The sequence below is a fragment of the Viscerimonas tarda genome, assembly GCF_054601255.1.
Genome location: NZ_BAAHWV010000006.1, coordinates 43853 through 65063, shown reverse-complemented (window position 1 = coordinate 65063; position 21211 = coordinate 43853). Strand labels below are relative to the sequence as shown.

Annotated in this window: 16 protein-coding genes and 2 tRNA genes; 7 read left to right on the top strand and 11 right to left on the bottom strand. The window is 45.6% G+C overall.

Going from position 1 to position 21211, the window contains the following annotated elements; genetic code table 11:
- Positions 1 to 74 precede the first annotated feature (74 nt).
- The 3 genes from ACYPWY_RS04075 to ACYPWY_RS04065 all read right to left on the bottom strand — a co-directional run bounded on the left by ACYPWY_RS04075 (position 75) and on the right by ACYPWY_RS04065 (position 4096).
- Entirely contained in the window at positions 75 to 1331 is a 1257-nt protein-coding gene (locus ACYPWY_RS04075) for a glycosyltransferase family 4 protein (protein ID WP_459684158.1), read from the bottom strand.
- Complete coding sequence (locus ACYPWY_RS04070) at positions 1328 to 3289, bottom strand: glycogen debranching enzyme N-terminal domain-containing protein (RefSeq protein WP_459684157.1); 1962 nt, start codon at positions 3287 to 3289, stop codon at positions 1328 to 1330. The genes ACYPWY_RS04075 and ACYPWY_RS04070 overlap by 4 nt, the downstream gene beginning before the upstream one ends.
- A gap of 733 nt (positions 3290 to 4022) precedes the next feature.
- A tRNA-Thr gene (locus ACYPWY_RS04065) sits at positions 4023 to 4096 on the bottom strand.
- 271 nt (positions 4097 to 4367) lie between these two features.
- Here ACYPWY_RS04065 and pepT point away from each other — a divergent pair.
- The 6 genes from pepT to ACYPWY_RS04035 all read left to right on the top strand — a co-directional run bounded on the left by pepT (position 4368) and on the right by ACYPWY_RS04035 (position 10763).
- Entirely contained in the window at positions 4368 to 5594 is a 1227-nt protein-coding gene (pepT, locus tag ACYPWY_RS04060) for a peptidase T (protein WP_459684208.1), read from the top strand.
- Positions 5591 to 6676 (top strand): glycine cleavage system aminomethyltransferase GcvT, encoded by a 1086-nt coding sequence (gene gcvT / locus ACYPWY_RS04055; protein WP_459684156.1) that lies wholly within the window; start codon positions 5591 to 5593, stop codon positions 6674 to 6676. The genes pepT and gcvT overlap by 4 nt, the downstream gene beginning before the upstream one ends.
- A gap of 25 nt (positions 6677 to 6701) precedes the next feature.
- Complete coding sequence (locus ACYPWY_RS04050; protein ID WP_459684155.1) at positions 6702 to 7184, top strand: methylglyoxal synthase; 483 nt, start codon at positions 6702 to 6704, stop codon at positions 7182 to 7184.
- Between the two features lie 298 nt (positions 7185 to 7482).
- Positions 7483 to 8079, top strand: coding sequence for a transposase (locus ACYPWY_RS04045; protein WP_459684154.1), 597 nt, complete (start codon positions 7483 to 7485; stop codon positions 8077 to 8079).
- Between the two features lie 22 nt (positions 8080 to 8101).
- Entirely contained in the window at positions 8102 to 8719 is a 618-nt protein-coding gene (locus ACYPWY_RS04040) for a 4'-phosphopantetheinyl transferase family protein (RefSeq protein WP_459684153.1), read from the top strand.
- A 154-nt stretch (positions 8720 to 8873) separates the two neighbouring features.
- Positions 8874 to 10763, top strand: a complete 1890-nt coding sequence (locus tag ACYPWY_RS04035; RefSeq protein ID WP_459684152.1) for a T9SS type A sorting domain-containing protein — start codon at positions 8874 to 8876, stop codon at positions 10761 to 10763.
- 232 nt (positions 10764 to 10995) lie between these two features.
- Here ACYPWY_RS04035 and ACYPWY_RS04030 read toward each other — a convergent pair whose 3' ends face one another.
- The 5 genes from ACYPWY_RS04030 to aspS form a co-directional block, all read right to left on the bottom strand.
- Complete coding sequence (locus ACYPWY_RS04030; RefSeq protein WP_459684151.1) at positions 10996 to 12414, bottom strand: efflux transporter outer membrane subunit; 1419 nt, start codon at positions 12412 to 12414, stop codon at positions 10996 to 10998.
- Between the two features lie 15 nt (positions 12415 to 12429).
- Positions 12430 to 15597 carry an efflux RND transporter permease subunit gene (locus ACYPWY_RS04025; RefSeq protein WP_459684150.1) on the bottom strand — a complete coding sequence of 1056 codons (3168 nt, stop codon included), beginning with the start codon at positions 15595 to 15597 and terminating at the stop codon, positions 12430 to 12432.
- Between the two features lie 39 nt (positions 15598 to 15636).
- The gene (locus tag ACYPWY_RS04020; protein WP_459684149.1) at positions 15637 to 16734 is read right to left on the bottom strand and encodes an efflux RND transporter periplasmic adaptor subunit; all 1098 of its coding nucleotides are present in this window, start codon (positions 16732 to 16734) and stop codon (positions 15637 to 15639) included.
- A gap of 12 nt (positions 16735 to 16746) precedes the next feature.
- Entirely contained in the window at positions 16747 to 17211 is a 465-nt protein-coding gene (locus ACYPWY_RS04015; RefSeq protein WP_459684148.1) for a MarR family winged helix-turn-helix transcriptional regulator, read from the bottom strand.
- A gap of 312 nt (positions 17212 to 17523) precedes the next feature.
- Positions 17524 to 19281 carry an aspartate--tRNA ligase gene (gene aspS / locus ACYPWY_RS04010; RefSeq protein ID WP_459684147.1) on the bottom strand — a complete coding sequence of 586 codons (1758 nt, stop codon included), beginning with the start codon at positions 19279 to 19281 and terminating at the stop codon, positions 17524 to 17526.
- A gap of 175 nt (positions 19282 to 19456) precedes the next feature.
- Between aspS and ACYPWY_RS04005 the strand changes: the two genes are divergently transcribed.
- A tRNA-Pro gene (locus ACYPWY_RS04005) sits at positions 19457 to 19531 on the top strand.
- A 151-nt stretch (positions 19532 to 19682) separates the two neighbouring features.
- On the opposite strand, the gene ACYPWY_RS04000 is transcribed toward ACYPWY_RS04005, so the two are convergent.
- The 3 genes from ACYPWY_RS04000 to ACYPWY_RS03990 form a co-directional block, all read right to left on the bottom strand.
- The gene (locus ACYPWY_RS04000; RefSeq protein WP_459684146.1) at positions 19683 to 19994 is read right to left on the bottom strand and encodes a type II toxin-antitoxin system RelE/ParE family toxin; all 312 of its coding nucleotides are present in this window, start codon (positions 19992 to 19994) and stop codon (positions 19683 to 19685) included.
- On the bottom strand, positions 19991 to 20209 hold the full coding sequence (locus ACYPWY_RS03995) for a hypothetical protein (RefSeq protein ID WP_459684145.1): 219 nt from the start codon (positions 20207 to 20209) through the stop codon (positions 19991 to 19993). The genes ACYPWY_RS04000 and ACYPWY_RS03995 overlap by 4 nt, the downstream gene beginning before the upstream one ends.
- A gap of 208 nt (positions 20210 to 20417) precedes the next feature.
- The gene (locus ACYPWY_RS03990; RefSeq protein ID WP_459684144.1) at positions 20418 to 21053 is read right to left on the bottom strand and encodes a peroxiredoxin; all 636 of its coding nucleotides are present in this window, start codon (positions 21051 to 21053) and stop codon (positions 20418 to 20420) included.
- Between the last annotated feature and the right edge of the window lie 158 nt (positions 21054 to 21211).

The window sequence follows — 21211 nt, the reverse complement described above, 5'->3', positions numbered from 1 at the left end:
CTGTTGTTGTTTTAGCCCCTCCAACCTCTCCGTGGGGGAGGCTTAAATCCCCCCTCGGGGGGTGGGGGCTGTTATTATTTAGTTAATCGGTCATATATATCGCGAACTTTCTGTCCGGCGTACTCCCATTTTATTTCATCCACTTCCTTTTTTCCTTCTACCTGAAGAAACTCGGCCATTGCCGGATATTGGCAAATAGAATAGATGGCGTCGGCCATGCCTTCAATGTCCCAATAATCAATCTTGATGGCTTTATCCAGTATCTCGGCACATCCCGACTGCTTGGATATGATGGTGGGGATGCTGCACTGCATGGCTTCCAGGGGCGAAATACCGAAAGGCTCGGAAACGGAGGGCATTACATACACATCGCTCCGTTTAAGCATTTCGTACACCTGTTTCCCTTTCAGGAAGCCCGTGAAATGAAACCTGTCCGATATACCGCGTTTGGCAGCCAGGTAAATCATTTTCTCCATCATATCGCCGCTGCCGGCCATCACAAAACGTACGTCCCGTGTTTTTTGCAACACGCGGGTAGCCGCTTCCACAAAGTATTCGGGGCCTTTTTGCATGGTGATGCGCCCCAGAAATGTAACGATTTTGTCTTTCTGCTTTTTCGGATTGATGGCTTCTATTTCGGCGCCCAGGGGTTCAACCGCATTGTGTACGGTCGATACTTTGCGCGGATCCTGATTGTATTTTTCGATAACTGTTTTCCGGGTGAGGTTGCTCACGCAGATGATGTGGTCGGCATAATCCATTCCGTTTTTTTCGATGCCATACACTTGGGGATTTACATTCCCCCGGCTACGGTCGAAATCGGTTGCATGTACGTGGAGTACAAGCGGTTTCCCCGAAATGTTCTTTGCATGAATACCCGCCGGATAGGTCAGCCAGTCGTGCGAATGGATGATGTCGTAATTTACTGTGCGAGCAATAACACCGGCCACAATGGAATAGTTGTTTATTTCTTCAATCAAATTATCGGGGTATCGTCCCGAAAACTCCAAGCATCCCAAGTCGTTGGTATTCATGTACCTGAAATCGGCATAAATCCGGTTTCTCAGGTCGAAATAGGTTTGCGTATCCATGTATTGCGAGAGCTTGGACTTCACATAGTCCCATTTCACATCGCGCCACACGATTGGCGTATTGCATGCGCCAATTATCTTCAGAAAACTTTGGTCTTCATCTCCCCAGGGCTTCGGAATAACAAAGGTAATCTCCATATCCGGCTGCTGCGCCATTCCCCGTGTCAGTCCGTAGCTTGCCGTTCCCAAGCCGCCGAGAATATGTGGAGGAAACTCCCACCCAAACATTAGCGCTTTCATATCTGTATATCTTTAAAGTCGTTATCGAATTTCTGTACGGTGTTGAGTACCGTAAGCGTACCGGCCACATTTATGGCGTAAGAGATAGCGCTATGCCCCGTATAAGGTGGATTGCCATCGTGTAATTGGGAGAGCGAACCTATGCAGTTGTTTGCCATTTCTTCTTCCAGGTCGCCCACAATTTTGTCGATGAAAAAGATGCCGCTCCGCTGGAATACTTTTAAATAGGAATCGGCGTAAGGCCCCAGTAACCAGGGGTAGGCCGTTCCATTAAACGAGGCATAGTCTTTTTCGTATTGCGAGCCCTGATAATAGGGGCTGTAACCCTCGCTTTTCGGGCTGAGCGTTCTCAATCCTTTGGGGGTCAACAGTTCTTTTGTGGCAATATCGAGGATGGATTTGCTGGCGCTTTTGTCCAGGGGCGAATAATCCATCGAAAGGGCTATAATCATATTGGGACGAACGCTCCAGTTGAGGTAATTGCCGTCCACATAGTCAAACAGGTAGCCATATCCGTTTACAAAGGTATCGTTGAACGAAACTTTCAGCTTTTCGGCGATGGCAGTAAGTGTTTTTTCGGCTTTGCTGTCATTCTGTGCTTTGGCAATGTCCAAATTCAGCATCAGGGCATTGTACCACAGGGCGTTTATTTCCACAATAAATCCGGTTCGGGGAACAATGGGCGTTCCCATAGCTTTTCCGTTCATCCACGAGGCCGGTTTTTCCCTGCCGTTGGTGTAAAGCAATCCCGATTCGGTAAAGTGCAGTTCGGTATGCTTGCCTTTAAGAATGTGATTGACTATCTCCGAAATCAGCGAGCCGTATTTTTTGTAACAGTGTTCCCTGTATTTATGGGCGAATTTCCCCAGCGACCAAACCACCCACAGAAGCACATCGGGCGCATCCGTGTTTTTGATTGGGCCGGTAATGGGTTCTCCGTTCATCAGTTTTTTGAGGGTTGGTATGGCCGTGTCCATTATTTCTTCAAATGCTTCGTCCTTGCCAATGTGTAGCGTCAGGCCGGGCAAGGAGACGAATTGAGACCGGGCGTCAACGCCAAACCAGGGGTAGCCTTCGAGCAGGTACAACTCATTGTACTTCGGGCGATAATAGAACTGGTGAGCCGAGTTTTTCATGCAATTGTAGAACGACGAGCGGGGAGTCCGTATATTTATTCCCTCCTCAAAAGCGTTGATTAATTTAGAGGGGATGCTTTTCTTGTCGCCTGCCGAAAATACAATGGTTTCGCCTTTTTTAATGGGCAGCTCAAAATAACCGGGCACATACAAATCTTCCTTGTACGGAAAACCGTCTTCCATATCGTGCTTGTATTCGATGCCTTTGTACCAAACCGGGTCGAAAACAAATTTCACTTTTTTGCTGAACTGCATAAATACTTCGGGGTACTCTTCGTACATGCGGGTGCTTATGCCGTTTGTTACTTCCATGAATGCTTTGTTTGCCTTCGGGTTTTCGGTTGTCAGGCTGTTGATGGAACGGAACGCGAGAAAGGGCTTGAATCGCAAGGTTGTTGGCGAATGGGCATCGAGCAGGGTATAGCGTATCAGGATGTTGTTGTCCTCGAGCGAGAACATTTTTTCTTTGGACAGGATAACGCCCCCGATTCGGTAGGTCGTTCGCGGAATAGATTCGCAATCGAACTCGCGAATGTACTTGTGCCCCATCGGACTGTAGTTGTCGCAGTCGTATTTGTGGAGGCCAAGGTTAAACTCTGCTCCGTGTTGAATAATCGTTTCGTCGAAAGAAGAAAGAATCACGTGGTTAAAGTCATCCAGGCTTGGAACGGGCATTACCAGCAATCCGTGCTGTTTGCGGGTATTGCATTCCACCAGGGTGGTACAGTGGTATGCCCCGCGCCTGTTCGTCCTCAATATTTCCCGTGTCAGAGAATACTCGAGGTTAACCATCCGGCTCATATCGAATTTTAAATAGCTCATATACGCTTGTTTTTTGTAGGTTGTGAAAACACGTGTTAAAAATAGCGAAAACAAACCGAAATATATCATGTCATTTAGATGTTATAAAGCATCAAAATGAAAATAAATTGTTTTTCCTGTCATTTTGTGTCCGCAAGCGGGTAAAACCAGCAAATAATGGAGTAAAAGTAAGTGTTTTTCGGCTGATTTCATAATGTTGTGTTATTTTTGTAGGGCAAAAACGCATGAAAAATTTTACGGCTTATTCCTTTCGGTAAAGTTGCTGATATGAGCAGGAGATTCCTCCCTTTGGTCGGAATGACGGTCTCCTTTTTGGGAGAGGGGATGAGGAAGCGGCGGCTTCGCCGCCGCTTCCTCATCCCTTAAACCACTAACAGGCGAGTCATTCCGACCAAAGGGAGGAATCTCGTCCGTAGCTGAGGCTGTTTCATAAGTCTGTCATCCCGTGCCTGACACGGAATCTCCTAACAAACATCAGCTGAATGTCAGGAGATTGCGGGTCGGAGCCTGCAATGACAACCTCAGAAAAAGACTTTTGAGACAGCCCCTTGTGCCAACAAATGGACGGCCATTTTGCTGTTGGACACAGGCTGCAAGTCTGCGCCAGCGATAAATTGACCGATTTAAACACTATATAAATAGTTGCGAAAATTTGCGTAATCCGCGTAATCCGCGTTCAAAAATTTTCGCGTTCGGAAAACAAAAAAAAGCGTCCTTCCGAACACTTTTCCTGAGCCTCTTGTCGGATTCGAACCAACGACCCCGAGATTACAAATCACGTGCTCTGGCCAGCTGAGCTAAAGAGGCGGGTGGGTAAGCGATCTATATCGCGCCGCTACAACCAACTACCCTTGCTGCGATCAAACCCTGGGGGATTTGTCAGGAGCTGGCCGTATAGGACTTACCCGGGCGCAAAGATATAAAAAAATGAAGAACGAAAAATGAAAAATGAAAAATAATTCCGCTACATTTTGTTATCTTTGTTTGTCGTTAATCTGTTAGAAATGTAAAGTGATAAAAAACAATTAATTATCGAAAGTTGTTTCAACTAAAAGAATTTTTGGAAAATAGAAAAATGATGAATGTAAAGGATAGATTTCTCAAATATGTGAAATTCGATACCGAATCGAATCCTGAGACGGGATTAACACCCAGTACTCCCACGCAACTAATCTTGGCCCAAGAACTGGAAAAGGAACTGAAAGAGCTAGGCCTGGAAGATATTTCGCTCGACGAGAAGGGCTATCTGATGGCAACGCTTCCGGCAAACACTTCCGAAAAAATCCCCGTAATCGGCTTCATTGCCCACCTCGATACCAGTCCCGATATGACGGGCAAGAACGTAAATCCGCGTATTGTAGCCAATTACGCCGGCAATACGATTGTGCTGAACAAGGAACAAAACATCCTGTTGTCGCCGGAGGATTTCCCCGAACTGCTGGCGCACAAGGGTGAAGATATTATCGTAACCGATGGAACTACTTTGCTGGGCGCCGACGACAAAGCAGGCATCGCCGAAATACTGACTGCTATACACTATTTAAAAGAGCATCCCGAAATAAAGCACGGGAAAATACGCATCGCCTTTACTCCCGACGAAGAAATAGGGGAGGGGGCGCAGCATTTCGATGTCGAAAAATTCGGCGCCGAATGGGCTTACACCATGGATGGCGGCGAAGTGGGCGAACTCGAATTCGAGAACTTTAATGCGGCGATGGCAAAAGTGTTGATACAGGGACGAAACGTTCATCCCGGAACGGCCAAAAACAAAATGGTGAATGCCCTTTTGGTAGCCAACAAACTCATCTCCTTGCTGCCCGAAAACGAACGTCCCGAATACACCGAAGGCTACGAAGGTTTTACGCACCTGATTGGTCTGTCGGGAAGTGTGGACGCGGCAAGCATATCGTTCATCATCCGCGATCACGACAAAGCCTTGTTTGAAAAGAAAAAGCAGCAGATGATTGATGCCGTTGAGTTTATCAACAAATTGTACCCCAACAGCGCCAGCTTGGAACTGAAAGACCAGTATTACAATATGCGGGAAAAAGTAGCGCCTCTGATGCACATCATCGACTATGCCTATAAAGCCATGGAGGAAGTGGGCGTTACTCCCACCGTAAAACCCATCAGGGGCGGTACGGACGGGGCGCAACTCTCGTTCAAAGGCTTGCCTTGCCCCAATATTTTTGCGGGAGGAATCAACTTTCATGGACGGTACGAATTTATTCCGGTGCAGTCGATGGAAAAAGCAGTAAAAGTAATCGTAAAAATAGTGGAACTTGTTAGCAATAATCCGAGATGAAAAAGACGCCGTTCACCGACATACACATTGCACTTGGCGCTAAAATGCACGAGTTTGCAGGATACAACATGCCCATCGAATATTCGGGCATACTGGACGAACACCTTACCGTATGCCATGCTGTGGGTGTTTTCGATGTTTCGCACATGGGCGAAATATGGGTAAAAGGGGAGCACGCCTCCTATTTCCTTCAAAAAGTTACAAGCAACGATGTGTCAGCCGTCGAAATCGGACAGGCGCAGTATTCTTGTTTTGTGAACGAAGAAGGCGGAATTATCGACGACCTCATCGTTTACCGCTACGAGCACGACAAATACATGCTGGTTGTTAATGCCTCCAACATGCAGAAAGACTGGGATTGGCTGGTAAGCCAAAACAAGCTCAGGGTGGAATTGGAGAATGCTTCGGATAACATCGCTCAGCTGGCCATACAAGGCCCGAAGGCCTTGGCTACTTTGCAGAAGCTGACAAAAATCGACTTGTCCACTATTCCTTATTATAAGTTCACGACAGGCTACATGGCCGATACCGAAAATGTTATCATTGCCAATACGGGCTATACCGGCGCCGGCGGATTTGAATTGTATTTTTACAACGAGGCTGGTCTCCATCTCTGGGACGAGATAATGAAAGCCGGTGAGGAATTTGGCATAAAACCCATTGGATTGGGCGCCCGCGATACCCTGCGCCTCGAAATGGGTTTCAGCCTCTACGGAAACGATTTGGACGATACCACAAGTCCGCTTGAAGCAGGATTGGGCTGGATCACCAAATTCACCGACGGCAATAATTTTATCGGACGCGAGGTACTCGAAAAACAAAAGGCAGCCGGACTGACACGCAAACTCTGCGGCTTCGAGCTGCAGGAAAGAGGCATCCCCCGCCACGGATACGAAATTGTGAACGAAAGGGGCGAGAGCATAGGCATTGTAAGCTCAGGCGCCATATCTCCCACACGCAAAATTGGCATAGGGCTGGGCTATGTAAAGCCCGGATATGCCGCTTTAGGAACGAAAATATACATCAAAATAAGGGAAAAGAATATAGAGGCTGAGGTAGTTAAACCTCCGTTCAGGAAATAAATTAATCAATTAAATAAAAAAAACAATGAACAAAAAACTGACAATTGCACTGGTTGCACACGATAATCGCAAAGCCGATATGGTAGAATGGTGCTATTTCAACGCCGATTTTCTGGCCAAGCACCACTTGGTATGTACCGGTACAACCGGTCAACTCGTAAAAGAGGCCTTTGAAGAAAAAGGAGTAGATGCCGAAATCACCCGGATGAACTCCGGCCCCTTGGGAGGCGATGCCGAAATTGCCGCCATGGTGGTAAGGCACGAAGTAGATTTGGCCATCTTCCTCATCGACGACCTGAATGCACAGCCCCACGAAGCCGACATTATGATGTTGCTGCGTCAATGCCGCGTGCATAATGTGCCCATCGCCTGCAACCGATACAGCGCCGACCTCATGCTCACCAGCCCCCTCTGGGACGACGAAACCTACAAACCCACCACCCCCCGTTACGAAAAATTCGACAGGAACAAATTTTATAAATTGCACGGACGGAAATCGGGACAGTAGGGGCGAACCTACGTGTTCGCCCAATAATGCACAAGGAAATCGGGGCAGTAGGGGCGAACCTACGTGTTCGCCCAATAATGCACAAGGAAATCGGGGCAGTAGGGGCGAACCTACGTGTTCGCCCAATAATGCACAAGGAAATCGGGGCAGTAGGGGCGAACCTACGTGTTCGCCCAATAATGCACAAGGAAATCGGGGCAGTAGGGGCAGACCTACGTGTCTGCCCAATACCCCAATGTTCCAAATTATATAAATTATACAGGGCGCACACACAGGTGCGCCCCTACGATACACAAATATGGATAAGTTTAATCCATCTATTCACCATCGTCGCAGCATCCGCCTGAAAGATTACGATTATTCGCAAGAAGGATTGTATTTTGTTACGATATGTTGTCAGGACAGGGTATGCCGTTTTGGGAAAATTGAGGATGGTGAAATGGTGTTGAATGATGCGGGGAAAATGGTTGAAAAATGGTGTTTGGAATTATCGAATAAATTCCCCGATATTGAATTAAGTGAGTATGTTGTTATGCCGAATCATTTTCATGTCATTATCGTGAATACGGGTGGTGATGATGTAGGGGCAGACCTACGTGTCTGCCCTAATAATGCACACGTTTGCCAAAATGAAGATAGATGCCATAATGAACCTATTTTGGGCGAACACGTAGGTTCGCCCCTACACAGGGTTATTCAATGGTTTAAAACCATGTCCACCAACGAATATATTCGCGGTGTGAAAACATTGGATTGGCCGCCATTTAATAAAAAACTTTGGCAACGCAACTATTATGAACACATCATCCGAAATGATAAATCGTATCAACCCATATTGGAATACATTGTAAACAATCCGGCCAATTGGGACACGGATGAATTTTATATGGCATAACGCTCTATCAAAAATACACAACATGATTTTCAGAAAAGGACAAACAGACGATACGCTTTGGGCAATTTGGAAAATTGATGAAACGAAGGAACAACTGCTTTCGCTGCTTGATGATCAGTCTTTACTCGATGACATTCTGCGGATGAAGTCGGAACCCCGGATGATAGAACGCTTGGCAGTGAGGGTGTTGTTCAAACAATTGACCGGAAAGGAGGATAAAATATTATACCGGCCATCGGGCAGTCCATACGTGGAAGACGAAAGCGTGAATATATCCATATCGCATACGCGGGGCTATGTGGCGGTTGTGTTGAACAAAAAGCAATACCTGGGAATTGACATACAATATATAACCGGGAAGGTTAAACGAATCCGCCACCGTTTTATATCGCCGGATGAATACATTGACCCCGGGAACGAATTAATACACTTATTGTTGCACTGGTCGGCAAAGGAAACCTTATATAAAGCCTTGAGATTGCCCGGAATCGACTTGTTGAAGGAATTATATGTCCTGCCATTTAAACCGGAAAGTCAAGGGATGTTTTCGGCTATCGAAAAACTGACGGATAACAACTCGGCTTTTGATATTCACTACCTCGTTCAGCCCGATTTTGTGTTTACTATCACTTCAAAATAATAGAGACAGCCTCCCAATGAATCTGGATTTTTGTGTTGTATCTTTTTGAACATAACCTTTCCGTTATGATATCTTCATAGTTTCGTTTCTTTTCTTTCACGCATTCGTTACATGCCGCGCCTACCTTTGTAACGTTAATTTAATTAATAAAAAGATGAAGAAAATTACTATTTTTGCAAGTGTGCTATTAATCGCAAGTTTAAATGTGAATGCGCAGACAGAAGCCGATTACACCGTTCCGTCGTGGACTTTGTATCAGCGTACGGTACAAGCCGGCAATCCCGACAATTCCGTATTGGTCTCTAAGGATTATCCTTACAATGTAAACGTAACCGTCAACGGCGACCCTACTTCGCAATTCGGCGCATCATGGTTTACCAACGCAGGCGTAACCGGTACGAAATTGCAACTGAAAGCCGGCAACACAAGCGATTTCAGCGGAGCAAGAGAAATCAACGCCACACCGGTTGTGGTGAACGATTTGGTTTATATCGCCAACAGCAACAACAACACCGGAATAGCCAATTCCAGCGGTTTTGCAAAGGGCGTAACGAGAAGTTACATCAGTAACAAGGCAGTGATTAGCGGTTTGCAAGCCAACACCACGTATTCCTACCGTGTGGGCGGAGTAAACGGTGCATGGAGCCAAACCGGCACATTCACCACAGCCAAGGCAAACAAAGATGACTTTGAATTTATCTACATCACCGACACGCAGGCAAACACCGACGAAATGTTTGACGTATCCAAAAAAACCGTTGAAGCAGCTCACAGCCTTTTGCCCAATGCCAAATTCCTCCTCTGCACCGGCGACTTCGTGGAAACCTACCACATACCCGGCTACGAAGACTACGGATACAGCGGCAGCGCGGAATGGGAATGGGAACAATGGTTTGAAAAAATGCAATCCTCCTGGTTGCAACTGCCCATCGTACCCGTGCAGGGCAACCACGACATCAGCCCGACACACAACTGGTTTCACCATTTCAACACCGATACACTGTACAACACCACGCGCACCGGCGCAGCCAAAACCAATATGAACGGCACGGTTTACTCTTTCGTCTATGGCGATGCCCTCTTTATGGTCATCAACTTCGAGAACATTCCCCTGCCTTATGTTGCCGGCGATGATAACGAGACCTATATCAATGGTATTGCCGAATGGCTTAGGGCGCAGGCAGCCGCTCACACCGATGTAAAATGGAAAATTGTGGCATTTCACAAAAGTATGTTCACCGGCAGCTCATCGCACCAGGACGACGGGGATGGACGTTTTGTGCGCGAAAGAATCGCACCTGTATTGCAGGAAATTGGAGCAGACTTTGCCATACAGGCACACGACCATATCTACGAAGTCATCGGCGTAATAAACGTAGATAACACAGCAGAAGGAATCCGTTACACACACTTGCCCAATGCCGTATCCGACCAGCAAACAGTAACACCTACCTATGCTGATGGCACCGTTAATTGCGCCCCAAGCGAAAGCGTAACCGGCAAAAACGGTGGAACGTTCGACGTATCCGAAGGAGCGCTGTATTTCCTCAATAACTCAGCCGGACAAAAGAAATACTATCCACGCTCGGAAGAACAGATGAATGCCGCTTTCGACAAACACGGCGTAAGCAACTTCTTCTCCCTGTTCAACAAATTCGGACAAACGAGCGAACCCACTTTCAGCAGCATAAAAGTTTCGACCGACGCCATCACCGTTTCCACCTACACGGTGGACAACGAAGGCACGCCGACACTTTTCGATGCCTTCAAAATAGTGAAAAGCGACAACCAGACGGGTTTACACAAAACCGTTTCCGCATCGGGCAAACTGACGCTCTATCCCAATCCGGCAAGCGACAACATCATTGTTGAAACCCCCGAAAAGATAGAAAGCATACGCATATTCTCAATAAACGGTCAGGAAATCATTTCGCAAAAAGACCAAGGCGAGATAGACCTCTCCGGCATTGCCAGCGGTGTTTATATCCTAAGCGTAAAAACAGCCGACAACACCTATACCGAACGATTTGTTGTAAGAAAATAATCGCAGGAAATACACAAAAAGAGCAGGATTACAAAAAAATCCTGCTCTTTGTTGAACGTAGGATCAGACTTCCCAAGTTTTCAAAACTTGGGAAGTCTTGCGCTAATATACTTCCGGTCGCTCCCGTTCGGACGAGGTTTCGAACACTTATGGTTTACCTCCCCTACGAGTTGTTTAAAAGAGCAAGGGCGAACACATCGGTTCGCCCCTACAATATATTACCGTTAAAATATTATTCTGCACCGCCACCCAGCGCCCTGTAAAGGTCGGATGTGGCTTGCAGTTGTTGCAGTTTATCGCTCACCTGGCTAAGTTGCGCCTGAAGCAGGTTTTGTTCCGAGGTGATTACTTCGAGGTAATTGGCCTCGCCTGCTTTCAGCAATTCCTGGGTAAAGGATACTGCTTTGTTCAGCGATTCTACTTGCTTGGTTCTTATCTCATTTTTCTTCAGCGAAGATTGGAATGTGAACAGAATATCCGACACTTCTTTTCCTGCTGCCAGAACGGTTTTCTCGAATGTGAGCAATGTAGCTTGTTGTTCGGCTTTTGCCACTTTATACTGGGTGAGCAGCTGTTTCCGCGCAAAAAGAGGTTGGGTAAAACCTGCTACAATATTGGCAAAAATATGTTCCGGCTTAAAGAAACCGCTTAAGGTATTCATATTCGTAAAACCCAGTGTACCCGAACTCAAGGATATGGAAGGGTAGAAACTTGCTTGCGCAGCATTGGTCATTTCAAAAGCCGAACGGAACGACAGTTCTGCTTGCTTTACATCGGGACGTTTTGCCAACATCTGGTACGGAACACCCGCAGCCAGTTCGCTGGGAACGCTTTGTTCATTTAAGTTAGTTCGTTGAACATAGCCCGGAGCTTTCCCCGTCAGCAGGCAAATCGTATTCTCAAGCTTGCTGATATTGCTTTCCAAATCGGGAAGGTTTGCCTGTACCTGATACAACGAAGCTTTTATCTGTTCTACGGCGGCTCCGTTTTGCAAACCGGCATTCATCAAGGCTTCCATTGTCGAAACGCTTTCCTGCATCAATGCAATGCTTTCTTTTGATATGCGCAACTGTTCGTCGAGCGCCAGTAACGAATAATACGAAATCGCTATATTTGAAATCAGGGAGGTGCGGACGAGGTTCTGTCCGGCATAACTGTTCAGCATATCGGCATACCGGGCACGTTGCTGGCGGTTCAGCTTGCCCCACACATCCAACTCCCAACTGGCAGCAATACCCAGGGTATATTGCTCGGTATGAGGGCCCAGTATGTCTTTTTCGCCGGTAGTCCTGTTGACGCTTGTCCGTGTCTGATTCACCTGTCCGGCAATGGCTATATTGGGGAAATAAGCGGCGCGCGCCATACCCAAAGCAGCCTCGGCTTGTTTGATGCGCTCGGCCACCACGCGCATATCGTAGTTGTTGGCCAGGGCATCATCTATCAATGTTTGAAGAGCAGGGTCTTTGAAGTATTCTTTCCAGGGAATATTGGCGATGGTGGTTGTATCGCTGGTATTCGCATAATCCCTGTAAAGCTTTTCCGAATCTATTTCGGGCGCTTTGTACTTATTTGTAAGCTGGCAGGACGAGAGCCCCATGGAGGTTATCACCCCCAACAGGACTATTCCTTTATAATATTTTGTATTCATCATTCTTTTATTAACTAGTTAATGTTTCCCGGAGATAACCTCATCGTTTGAATTTATAAATCCTGACTTGCTAAACTTATCCTGAATGCTTTGGAAGATGATATAGAGCGATGGGATAACCAATACGCCTATCAATGTACCAAAAAGCATCCCTCCGATAGCGCTGATACCGATGGATTTGTTACCGATAGCGCCTGCTCCCGAAGCCATAGCCAAAGGCAACAACCCGAAGATGAATGCAAAGGAGGTCATCAGGATAGGGCGCAAACGGGCTACGGCGCCATTTATGGCGGCTTCAATAATACTCATTCCCTGCTGGCGGCGTTGCACGGCATACTCCACAATAAGAATGGCGTTCTTGGCTAGCAAGCCTATCAACATAATCATGGAAATCTGCACATATATGTTGTTTACAATACCATACGATAGTCCGAATGCCATCAGGAATACGAATACACCGGCCAAGCCGATAGGCAATGAGAATATTACGGCCAATGGCAGGATGTAGCTTTCGTACAAGGCGCAGAGCAACAAGTAAACGAATATAAGGCATATACCGAATATCAGAATGGTTTTGCTGCCGCTGTCGGCTTCTTCGCGTGTCATACCACCGTACTCGTAGCTGTAGCCGTCGGGAAGAATTGTTTTATCTTTCGATAACTCTTCCATCAACTGGATAATATCTCCCGAACCGTATCCTTTTGGTATATTCGGAATAATGGTTACGTCTATGGATTGGAACATATTGAAGCGGTTCAGCGTTTGTGGTGCGCTTACATCGTTTATGGATATAAATTCGGTGATAGGCGCCATTTCTCCACTACCTGTTCGAACAGTAATTCCGTTCAGGTCTTTCAGTTTGCTGCGGTATTGCGCATCGGCCTGCACCATCACGCGGAACTGTTTTCCGTATAAATTGACGGTGGAAACATACGAGCTACCAATATATACCTGCAAGGTATTCATCACCGAAGTGAGAGTTAAACCGGCCGCTTTTATTTTGGGAATATCGGCTACCAGTTCCTTTTGCGGGAAGTTGGGATTAAAGTTACTCATAACCATCATCACTTTCTCGCTTTGCTGCAATTTGGCAATCAAATTTTGGCTAATGTTGTAGAAGTGGTTAATGTCGCCGCCATGCCTGTCCTGCAACTGCATTTCGACGCCCGCGCCCAATCCAAAACCTTGCAGGGTAGGGGTGGCTACAAAGAAGAAGCTGGCATTGGTTATATGGCTCGTTGTATCTTTCAGTATGGCGGATACATCGGCAGTCGATAGCTTGCGTTCGCCCCATGGTTTCATCTTGATGATGGCTGTACCGTAGGAACTGCCAAGCCCTGCCATAAAGTTAACACCGGTAATATTGGTTACAGCCTGTACACCATCGATGGAGCTGGCAATATCCACTATTTGTTTCACTATTGTATCCGAGCGTTCGAGCGACGAACCCGGAGGCAAGGTTACGAAGGCCAATACACCACCACTATCTTCGTTGGGCACCAAACCGGTAGGAAGCACTTTCATTAATCCGGCCAAAATAACGGTAGAAACAATGATGATAGCTACCGTAATCCAGCGGTGTCCGCGTTTGCCTAAAAAGTGAAGGCTTGATTTGTATTTCGATGTGCTGGCATTAAAAAACCGGTTGAAGTTGTAATAAAAACTTTGCAGCAGACCTTTATGCTTTTCGTTACCGTCTTTGTGCTGCGCTTTCAGAAACAGGGCGCAAAGTGCAGGGCTCAAGGTCAAGGCATTTACGGCTGATATGAGGATGGCAATAGCCAATGTTAAACCGAACTGCTTGAAGAATACACCGGATGTTCCACCGATAAAGCTGACGGGGATAAACACCGCCGCCATAACCAGGGTAATGGATACGATGGCCGGAGCAATTTCTGTCATCGCCTTTATGGTTGCTGTTTTCGCATCTTTTTCGCCGGCCTCCAATTGAGCATGGACGGCCTCCACTACGACTATGGCGTCATCCACCACAATACCGATAGCCAACACCAGCGCAAACAATGTCAACAGGTTTATCGAGAATCCGAATACTTGCAGGAAGAAGAACGTACCGATAATGGCCACCGGCACGGCAATGGCCGGTATCAAGGTCGAACGGAAGTCCTGAAGGAAAATAAATACTACGAAGAACACCAGAATAAATGCCTCGAACAGGGTATGAATTACCTTGGAGATAGATTCGTCGAGGAACTCGCTGGAGTCCATCATGTAGGTTACTTCAACTCCCGGAGGGAAATTTGCATCATTAATTACTTCTTTTACGTTATTAATCACCTCTTGAGCATTGGAACCTGCTGTCTGGGCGATTTGAATAAATACCGCATCTTTCTTGTTGGTTTGAGAACTAACGATGTAGGTTAACGAGCCTAATTCAACTCGCGCCACATCCTTTACACGTAGTAGCTGACCGTTTTGCGAGCGGATAATAATATCCTCAAACTCTTCAACCGATTTCAACTTTCCGGTGAATTTCAGTACATACTGAAAAGATTGATTGCTGTTTTGCCCTACTTCGCCGGGGGCTGCTTCAATATTTTGATCTTGCAACGCGGCGACTACTTCTTGCTCCGACATTTTGTACGAAGCCATGGCTACCGGATTCAACCAAATACGCATCGAATAGTCCCTTGCTCCAAAAACACTGGCGCTACCCACGCCATAAACACGCTTTATCTGCGGCAAAAGGTTGATATTCGCCCAGTTCTGCAAAAACTGACCATCGTAATCGGGGTTGTTGGTAACTAAGGTTAAACCAAGCAATGTACTGTTTTGCTGTTTCTGCACCGTTACCCCCACGCGGGTTACTTCCTGAGGTAACAAGGGTGTTGCACGGGCAACCAGATTCTGCACGTTAACGGCGGCAATATCAGGATTCACACCTTGACGGAAGAAAACCCTCAGTTGCGCCATACCATTGCCGGCTGACGAGGTCATGTAAGTCATCCCTTCCACACCATTTATCTGCTCTTCGAGTGGAATAACCACACTGTTCATTACCACATCCGCATTCGCGCCCGGATAATTTGCCTGCACCTGCACCGTAGGAGGCGCAATATCGGGATATTGTTCAACCGGCAATGTTGCCAAGCCAATGATTCCCAGCACCACAATAATAATTGAGATTACGGTGGATAATACAGGTCTTTCTATAAATGTCTTTAACATTGTAATTTCTCTTTTATAGGTTTTCTAATCAGTAAGCGATTAGTTTAGTTTTATTTTTTTACCATCACTCAAAGTGGCAACGCCGTCGGCTATAATTACATCGCCCACGCTCAGACCACTTGTAACGGCATAGCTTTGTCCGTCAGGGCTTGGTAATACGTCAATAACTTTTTGTACAACAGAGTCGGCTTGTACCTTATATACCAACACTTTATTCTGCTGAGAGAAGGCTGCTTTCTGTGGTATCACAAATACATCGTTCAATACTTTGGGTATGGAGAGTTTACCGCTTGTTCCACTCCTCAAAATTCCTTGAGCATTGGGGAATGATGCCCTGAATGTGGCAGCGCCTGTTGTTACGTTTACCGAGCCCGAGATTGTTTCAATTTTGCCCGGTTCGGCATAAACCGAGCCATCGGCAAGCGTGAGGGTAACAGCCGGCAGAGTTTTGATTTTTTCGGCCTGAGTACGGCCTTCCAGTGTGTTCAACAATTCCAGCAATTCTTTTTCGTTCAGCGAAAAGTAGGCATATACATTGCTTGTGTTGGCTATTGTTGTCAATACATTCGAGTTGTTGACCAAACTTCCCTGACGGAAAGGAATAGAACCGGCCACGCCATTCACGGGGCTCGTTACGGTTGTCCAGCCCAATACCGATTGAGCATTTGTTTGCACGGCTTTGGCCTGAGCTAATCCGGCTTTGGCTGTTTCGTAAGCATTCAGGGTGGTTTCCAGCTGCACATTGCTTATGATGCCTTTTTCGGCTAAGGGGCGGAGCCTGTCCACGTTCAGTTTTGCCGTATTCACTTGTGCTTCGGCGCTATTTACTGCTGCCACAGCCGTATTGTATGCTTGTACCGATTGGGGCGAATTTATTTTAAACAAGGCTTGTCCCTTTTTCACCACCGAACCTTCATCTATATAAATTTCTTCGATAAAACCATCTACGCGCGGTTTTATGTCAATGTCTTCCTGCCCTTTTATCGTTACCGGATATACCGACTGCAGTTCGGCGCTTTGCTTCGCAACGGCTATTGTCGCATATTCTTTCGGCGCTTCTTCCTGCAGGCTAAAACCACCGCCACAAGAAACTAAAAATAGAGATAATACTCCTAAACTTAATCTTTTAAATCTCATACCTTTAACTATTTATTGAATTTCTAATTTATTTAATTCTGATAATAATAACTTTAACTGATCTCTTAGTACGTCTTTATCAATACGCTTGAAAAGCGCTTCCTGCATTTTCTGAAACTTTAAAAACGCCTTGCATATCAACACATTTCCCATGTCGGTAAGTTCTACAATTCTTGCCCGGGTATCCACCTTGCTTTCTTTTCGGGTGATCAGTCCTTTTTTCTGCAAATTTTTCAGGATGGTCGATACGGTCATTGGGTCGATGTTTGTTTCCTGCGACAAAATTATCTGGGTAATCTCAACTTCGTCCTGTAATTTTTTTATAGCGCCCAGAACTTCCATTTGCGAGCCGGTGATGCCAAATTCACCCATATTCCGGTGTTTTCCGCGTTGCCAAATCTTTGTCAGTTGCCAAATTAAGCAACCTATATCGTCATCTGTCCGGCAAAAAAGACTGTTATCTACTGTATCTGTCATCAATTACTATTTATAATAAGTGTACTTATTAAATTGAGGTTGCAAATATACTAAGTACACATATAATAAGACGCATTATGTGATAAGAATATTTTAGCAATTAACACTTTTTATACTCCCCGTCTCATAATCTTGCATCCTTTACACGTTTAAGGCTGTTTATGGGGGATCAGCAAACTTTTTTACACGCGAAGGGGCTGTGTCATAAGTCTGTCATTGCAGGCTCCGACCCGCAATGACAAATTCAGAGAAGAGACTTATGAGACAGCCTCTTTCGTAGTTCTATTTTTGGGTTATTCCGGTAAGAATCTGTTAAATAGATTCTGAATTTACGCTCAGGCGAAGTTCGTCCAGTTGCTCCTGATCTATTTCCGATGGGGCATCTATCATTACATCTCTTCCCGATGTGTTTTTGGGGAACGCAATGCAGTCGCGTATCGAATCCAATCCGGCAAACAACGACACCAGGCGGTCGAGACCAAAAGCCAGACCGGCATGAGGCGGTGCGCCATACTTAAAGGCATTCATCAAAAAGCCGAATTGGGCTTGCGCTTTCTCTTCGGTAAAGCCCAGTATGCCGAACATTTTTTGCTGCAAATCGCTGTTGTGTATGCGCACCGATCCGCCGCCTACTTCCACACCGTTGATAACCATATCGTAGGCGCTGGCGCGAACGGCTCCCGGATCGGATTCCAGCAGCTGAATATCGTCGGCGTTCGGGCTGGTGAACGGATGGTGTTTGGCAAAATACCGTCCCAGTTCTTCGTCTTTCTCCAACAAGGGGAAATCAATCACCCACAAACAGCTGAATACGTTTTTGTCTTTCAGTCCCAGGCGTTCTCCCATTTCGAGGCGAAGTTCGCAGAGTTGTTTTTGGGCTTTTTCTGTTTCACCACATATAACAAGGAGTAAATCGCCTGCTTCGGCGCCACATCGTTCGGCCCACTTCGACAAATATTCCTGATTATAGAATTTATCGACAGACGATTTATAGCTTCCGTCCTGTTCGCATCTCATATAGATAAGGCCTTTCGCTCCTATCTGCGGACGTTTCACAAAATCGGTCAGTTCGTCCAGTTGCTTGCGGGTATATCCGGCACAGCCTTTTGCGCAGATGGCGCCCACATATTCAACGCTATCGAATACGGCAAAATTGCAGTCGGTTGTCAGGTCTTTAATTTCCGAGAATTTCATTTCAAAACGCGTGTCCGGTTTGTCCGAACCATAATAGCGCATGGCATCGGCGTAGGTCATTCGCGGAAAATCGGGGATGTCGATACCTTTTACTGTCTTAAACAGGTTTTTGGCCAGTCCCTCAAATGTTTGCAATACATCTTCCTGCTCCACAAACGACATTTCGCAGTCTATCTGTGTAAACTCGGGCTGGCGGTCGGCGCGTAAATCCTCGTCTCTGAAGCACTTCACAATCTGAAAATACCGGTCGAAGCCCGAAACCATCAACAATTGCTTGAACAACTGCGGCGATTGCGGCAAAGCATAAAATTGTCCGGGATTCATTCGCGAAGGCACGATAAAGTCGCGGGCTCCTTCGGGTGTAGAACCTATCAGCACAGGGGTTTCTACCTCCATGAACTTCAGGTTATCGAGGTAGCGGCGCGTTTCAAAGGCTATTTTGTGGCGTAATTCGAGATTCGCGCGCACCGGTGTACGCCTCAAATCAAGATAGCGGTATTTCATTCGGATGTCTTCACCGCCGTCCGTTTCATTCTCAATGGTGAAAGGAGGGGTCTCGGACGAATTGAGGACAAGGATTTCCGAAACAACGATTTCTATATCGCCAGTCGGAATATTGGGGTTTTTGCTCGACCGTTCCTGCACCAAGCCGGTTACCTGCACCACCCATTCGCGTCCCAGTTTATTCCCCTCTTCGTATATTTCGGCGTTCGTATTTTTATTAAAAGCCAGTTGCGTAATACCATAGCGGTCGCGCAAATCAACAAAAGTTATTCCACCGCCAAGTTTACGCGATTTCTGCACCCATCCGGCCAAGCTTACTTCTTTACCAACATTGGTCAAGGTCAATTCTCCACAAGTATAATTTCTATACATAATATTTTTTGTCTTTTATTTTTCCGATTTTTGTACAAAAGTATTGAATTTATTGGTTGAGTTGACAGTCAATCGCGAAAATCTCGCGATTATTTTACATAAAAGGGGATTTTTTTTGTTCATCATTCTTCATTCTTCAATTTTTTTATATCTTTGCACTCGCATTTACGGAAAACGGGGTGTAGCGCAGTCCGGTTAGCGCACCTGCTTTGGGAGCAGGGGGTCGTGGGTTCGAATCCCGCTACCCCGACAAGAAAGCATATAACTAATTAATTATAAATTGGTTGTGTGCTTTTTTTGATTAATATGGGCGGGACGAAATCGGGACACGAATTTAGATAAAAATAAGGAAGCCGTAATAAATTACAGCTTCCCCGATATATAAATGGTTTGTCAAACTATTACAGCGAAAGTCCCGAAATAGTATTTGCCGGAACAATGCGGTGTATGTAAACCGTTGTGCCGTGAACGGTGTAGATAATGGCCATTTTCTTGTAGTTTAACCGGCGGACGTTGTGGCCGTATTGTTTTAACGATTGTCGGGTTTGTATGGCGTATATTTCGGGGTTAGTTGTGAGTTGTTTTATTTCGTGAATTATGCCAATAATATATTTTGCAGCAGTAATTGGCGCATTATATTTTTCTCGAATAACATAACCCAATTCTTTTATATCAATACGAGATTCTTCAGAGTACTGTATTTTGTAGATCATAGAACAACTAATTTACGCATATCACAGCCGTAGTATTCGCTCAATTCATCTAACATCTCTCCCCATACCTCCTCGTGGGTGTATGTTTTCCCCGATATGCCTTCGGGCATAGGATAATCCAGTTCTACGCTTTTTTTTGCTTCAAGCTCTCGGACTATTTTACGTCCTTCGGGCTTCGATACGTCTATGCGGGCTGTTACCATATTACTATTCATACTTTCTGTTTTAATTGGTTTATTATGCCACAAATCTACTAAATTTTAATCACTTGCCAAATAAAAGCCTCTAATAAAATTACCAATGTTCAGCAGGTCTTTGTGTTTAGAAGAGAGGGCTTTTCAAGACGCTATTTTGGCAACTTGAAAAAAGCAGAGGCTCAAATATTAAGAGCCTCCCTTTTGCGTTTATTCATTAATTAGCAAATCAGTGTTGCTCCGATAAGTACGCCGAGATTCCTTCCTGAGTGGCTTTCAATCCTTTTTTGCCTTTTTTCCAGTTGGCGGGGCATACTTCGCCATATTCTTCGGTGAATTGCAGCGCATCAATCATGCGGATAGTTTCTTCAACGCTTCTGCCGAGTGGCATATCGTTCACCACCTGGTAGCGGACTACACCTGCTTTGTCTATCAGGAACAAGCCTCTGTATGCTTGGGGAGCTCCTACAAAAACTTCGTCGCCCTGGTCGGTATAGTCGAGGCTACCGGCTAAAACATCGTAATTGTTGGAGATTGTCAGCGTTTGATCCGAAACAATGGGATATCTTACGCCTTTGATGCCCCCTTCGTTTTGTTCTGTTTGCAGCCATTTCCAGTGCGAAAATGCCGAATCGGTTGAGGCCCCGACAACTGCTACATTGCGCGATTCAAATTCCGCGATTTTTTCCTGAAAAGCAAGGAGTTCGGTTGGACAAACGAATGTAAAATCAGCCGGATAAAAGAAGAATACGACATATTTTTTACCTACATACTGATCCAATGAAAAGTTTTCTACAATTTCATTTCCGTTTATAACGGCATTTGTTTTAAACACAGGCGCTTTTTTTCCTACTAATACTGACATAATAATTTATTTTTTAGGGTTTAACTTTGTTGTTGAAGCAAAGATAAACTCTTCTGTTAAATAAATCAAATAGATAATTATTATGGTTTGATAGATTTTGTTGATAAATGAGTATTGATTGAAAAATAATGCCTAAAAACATGATATTAATTTTAATA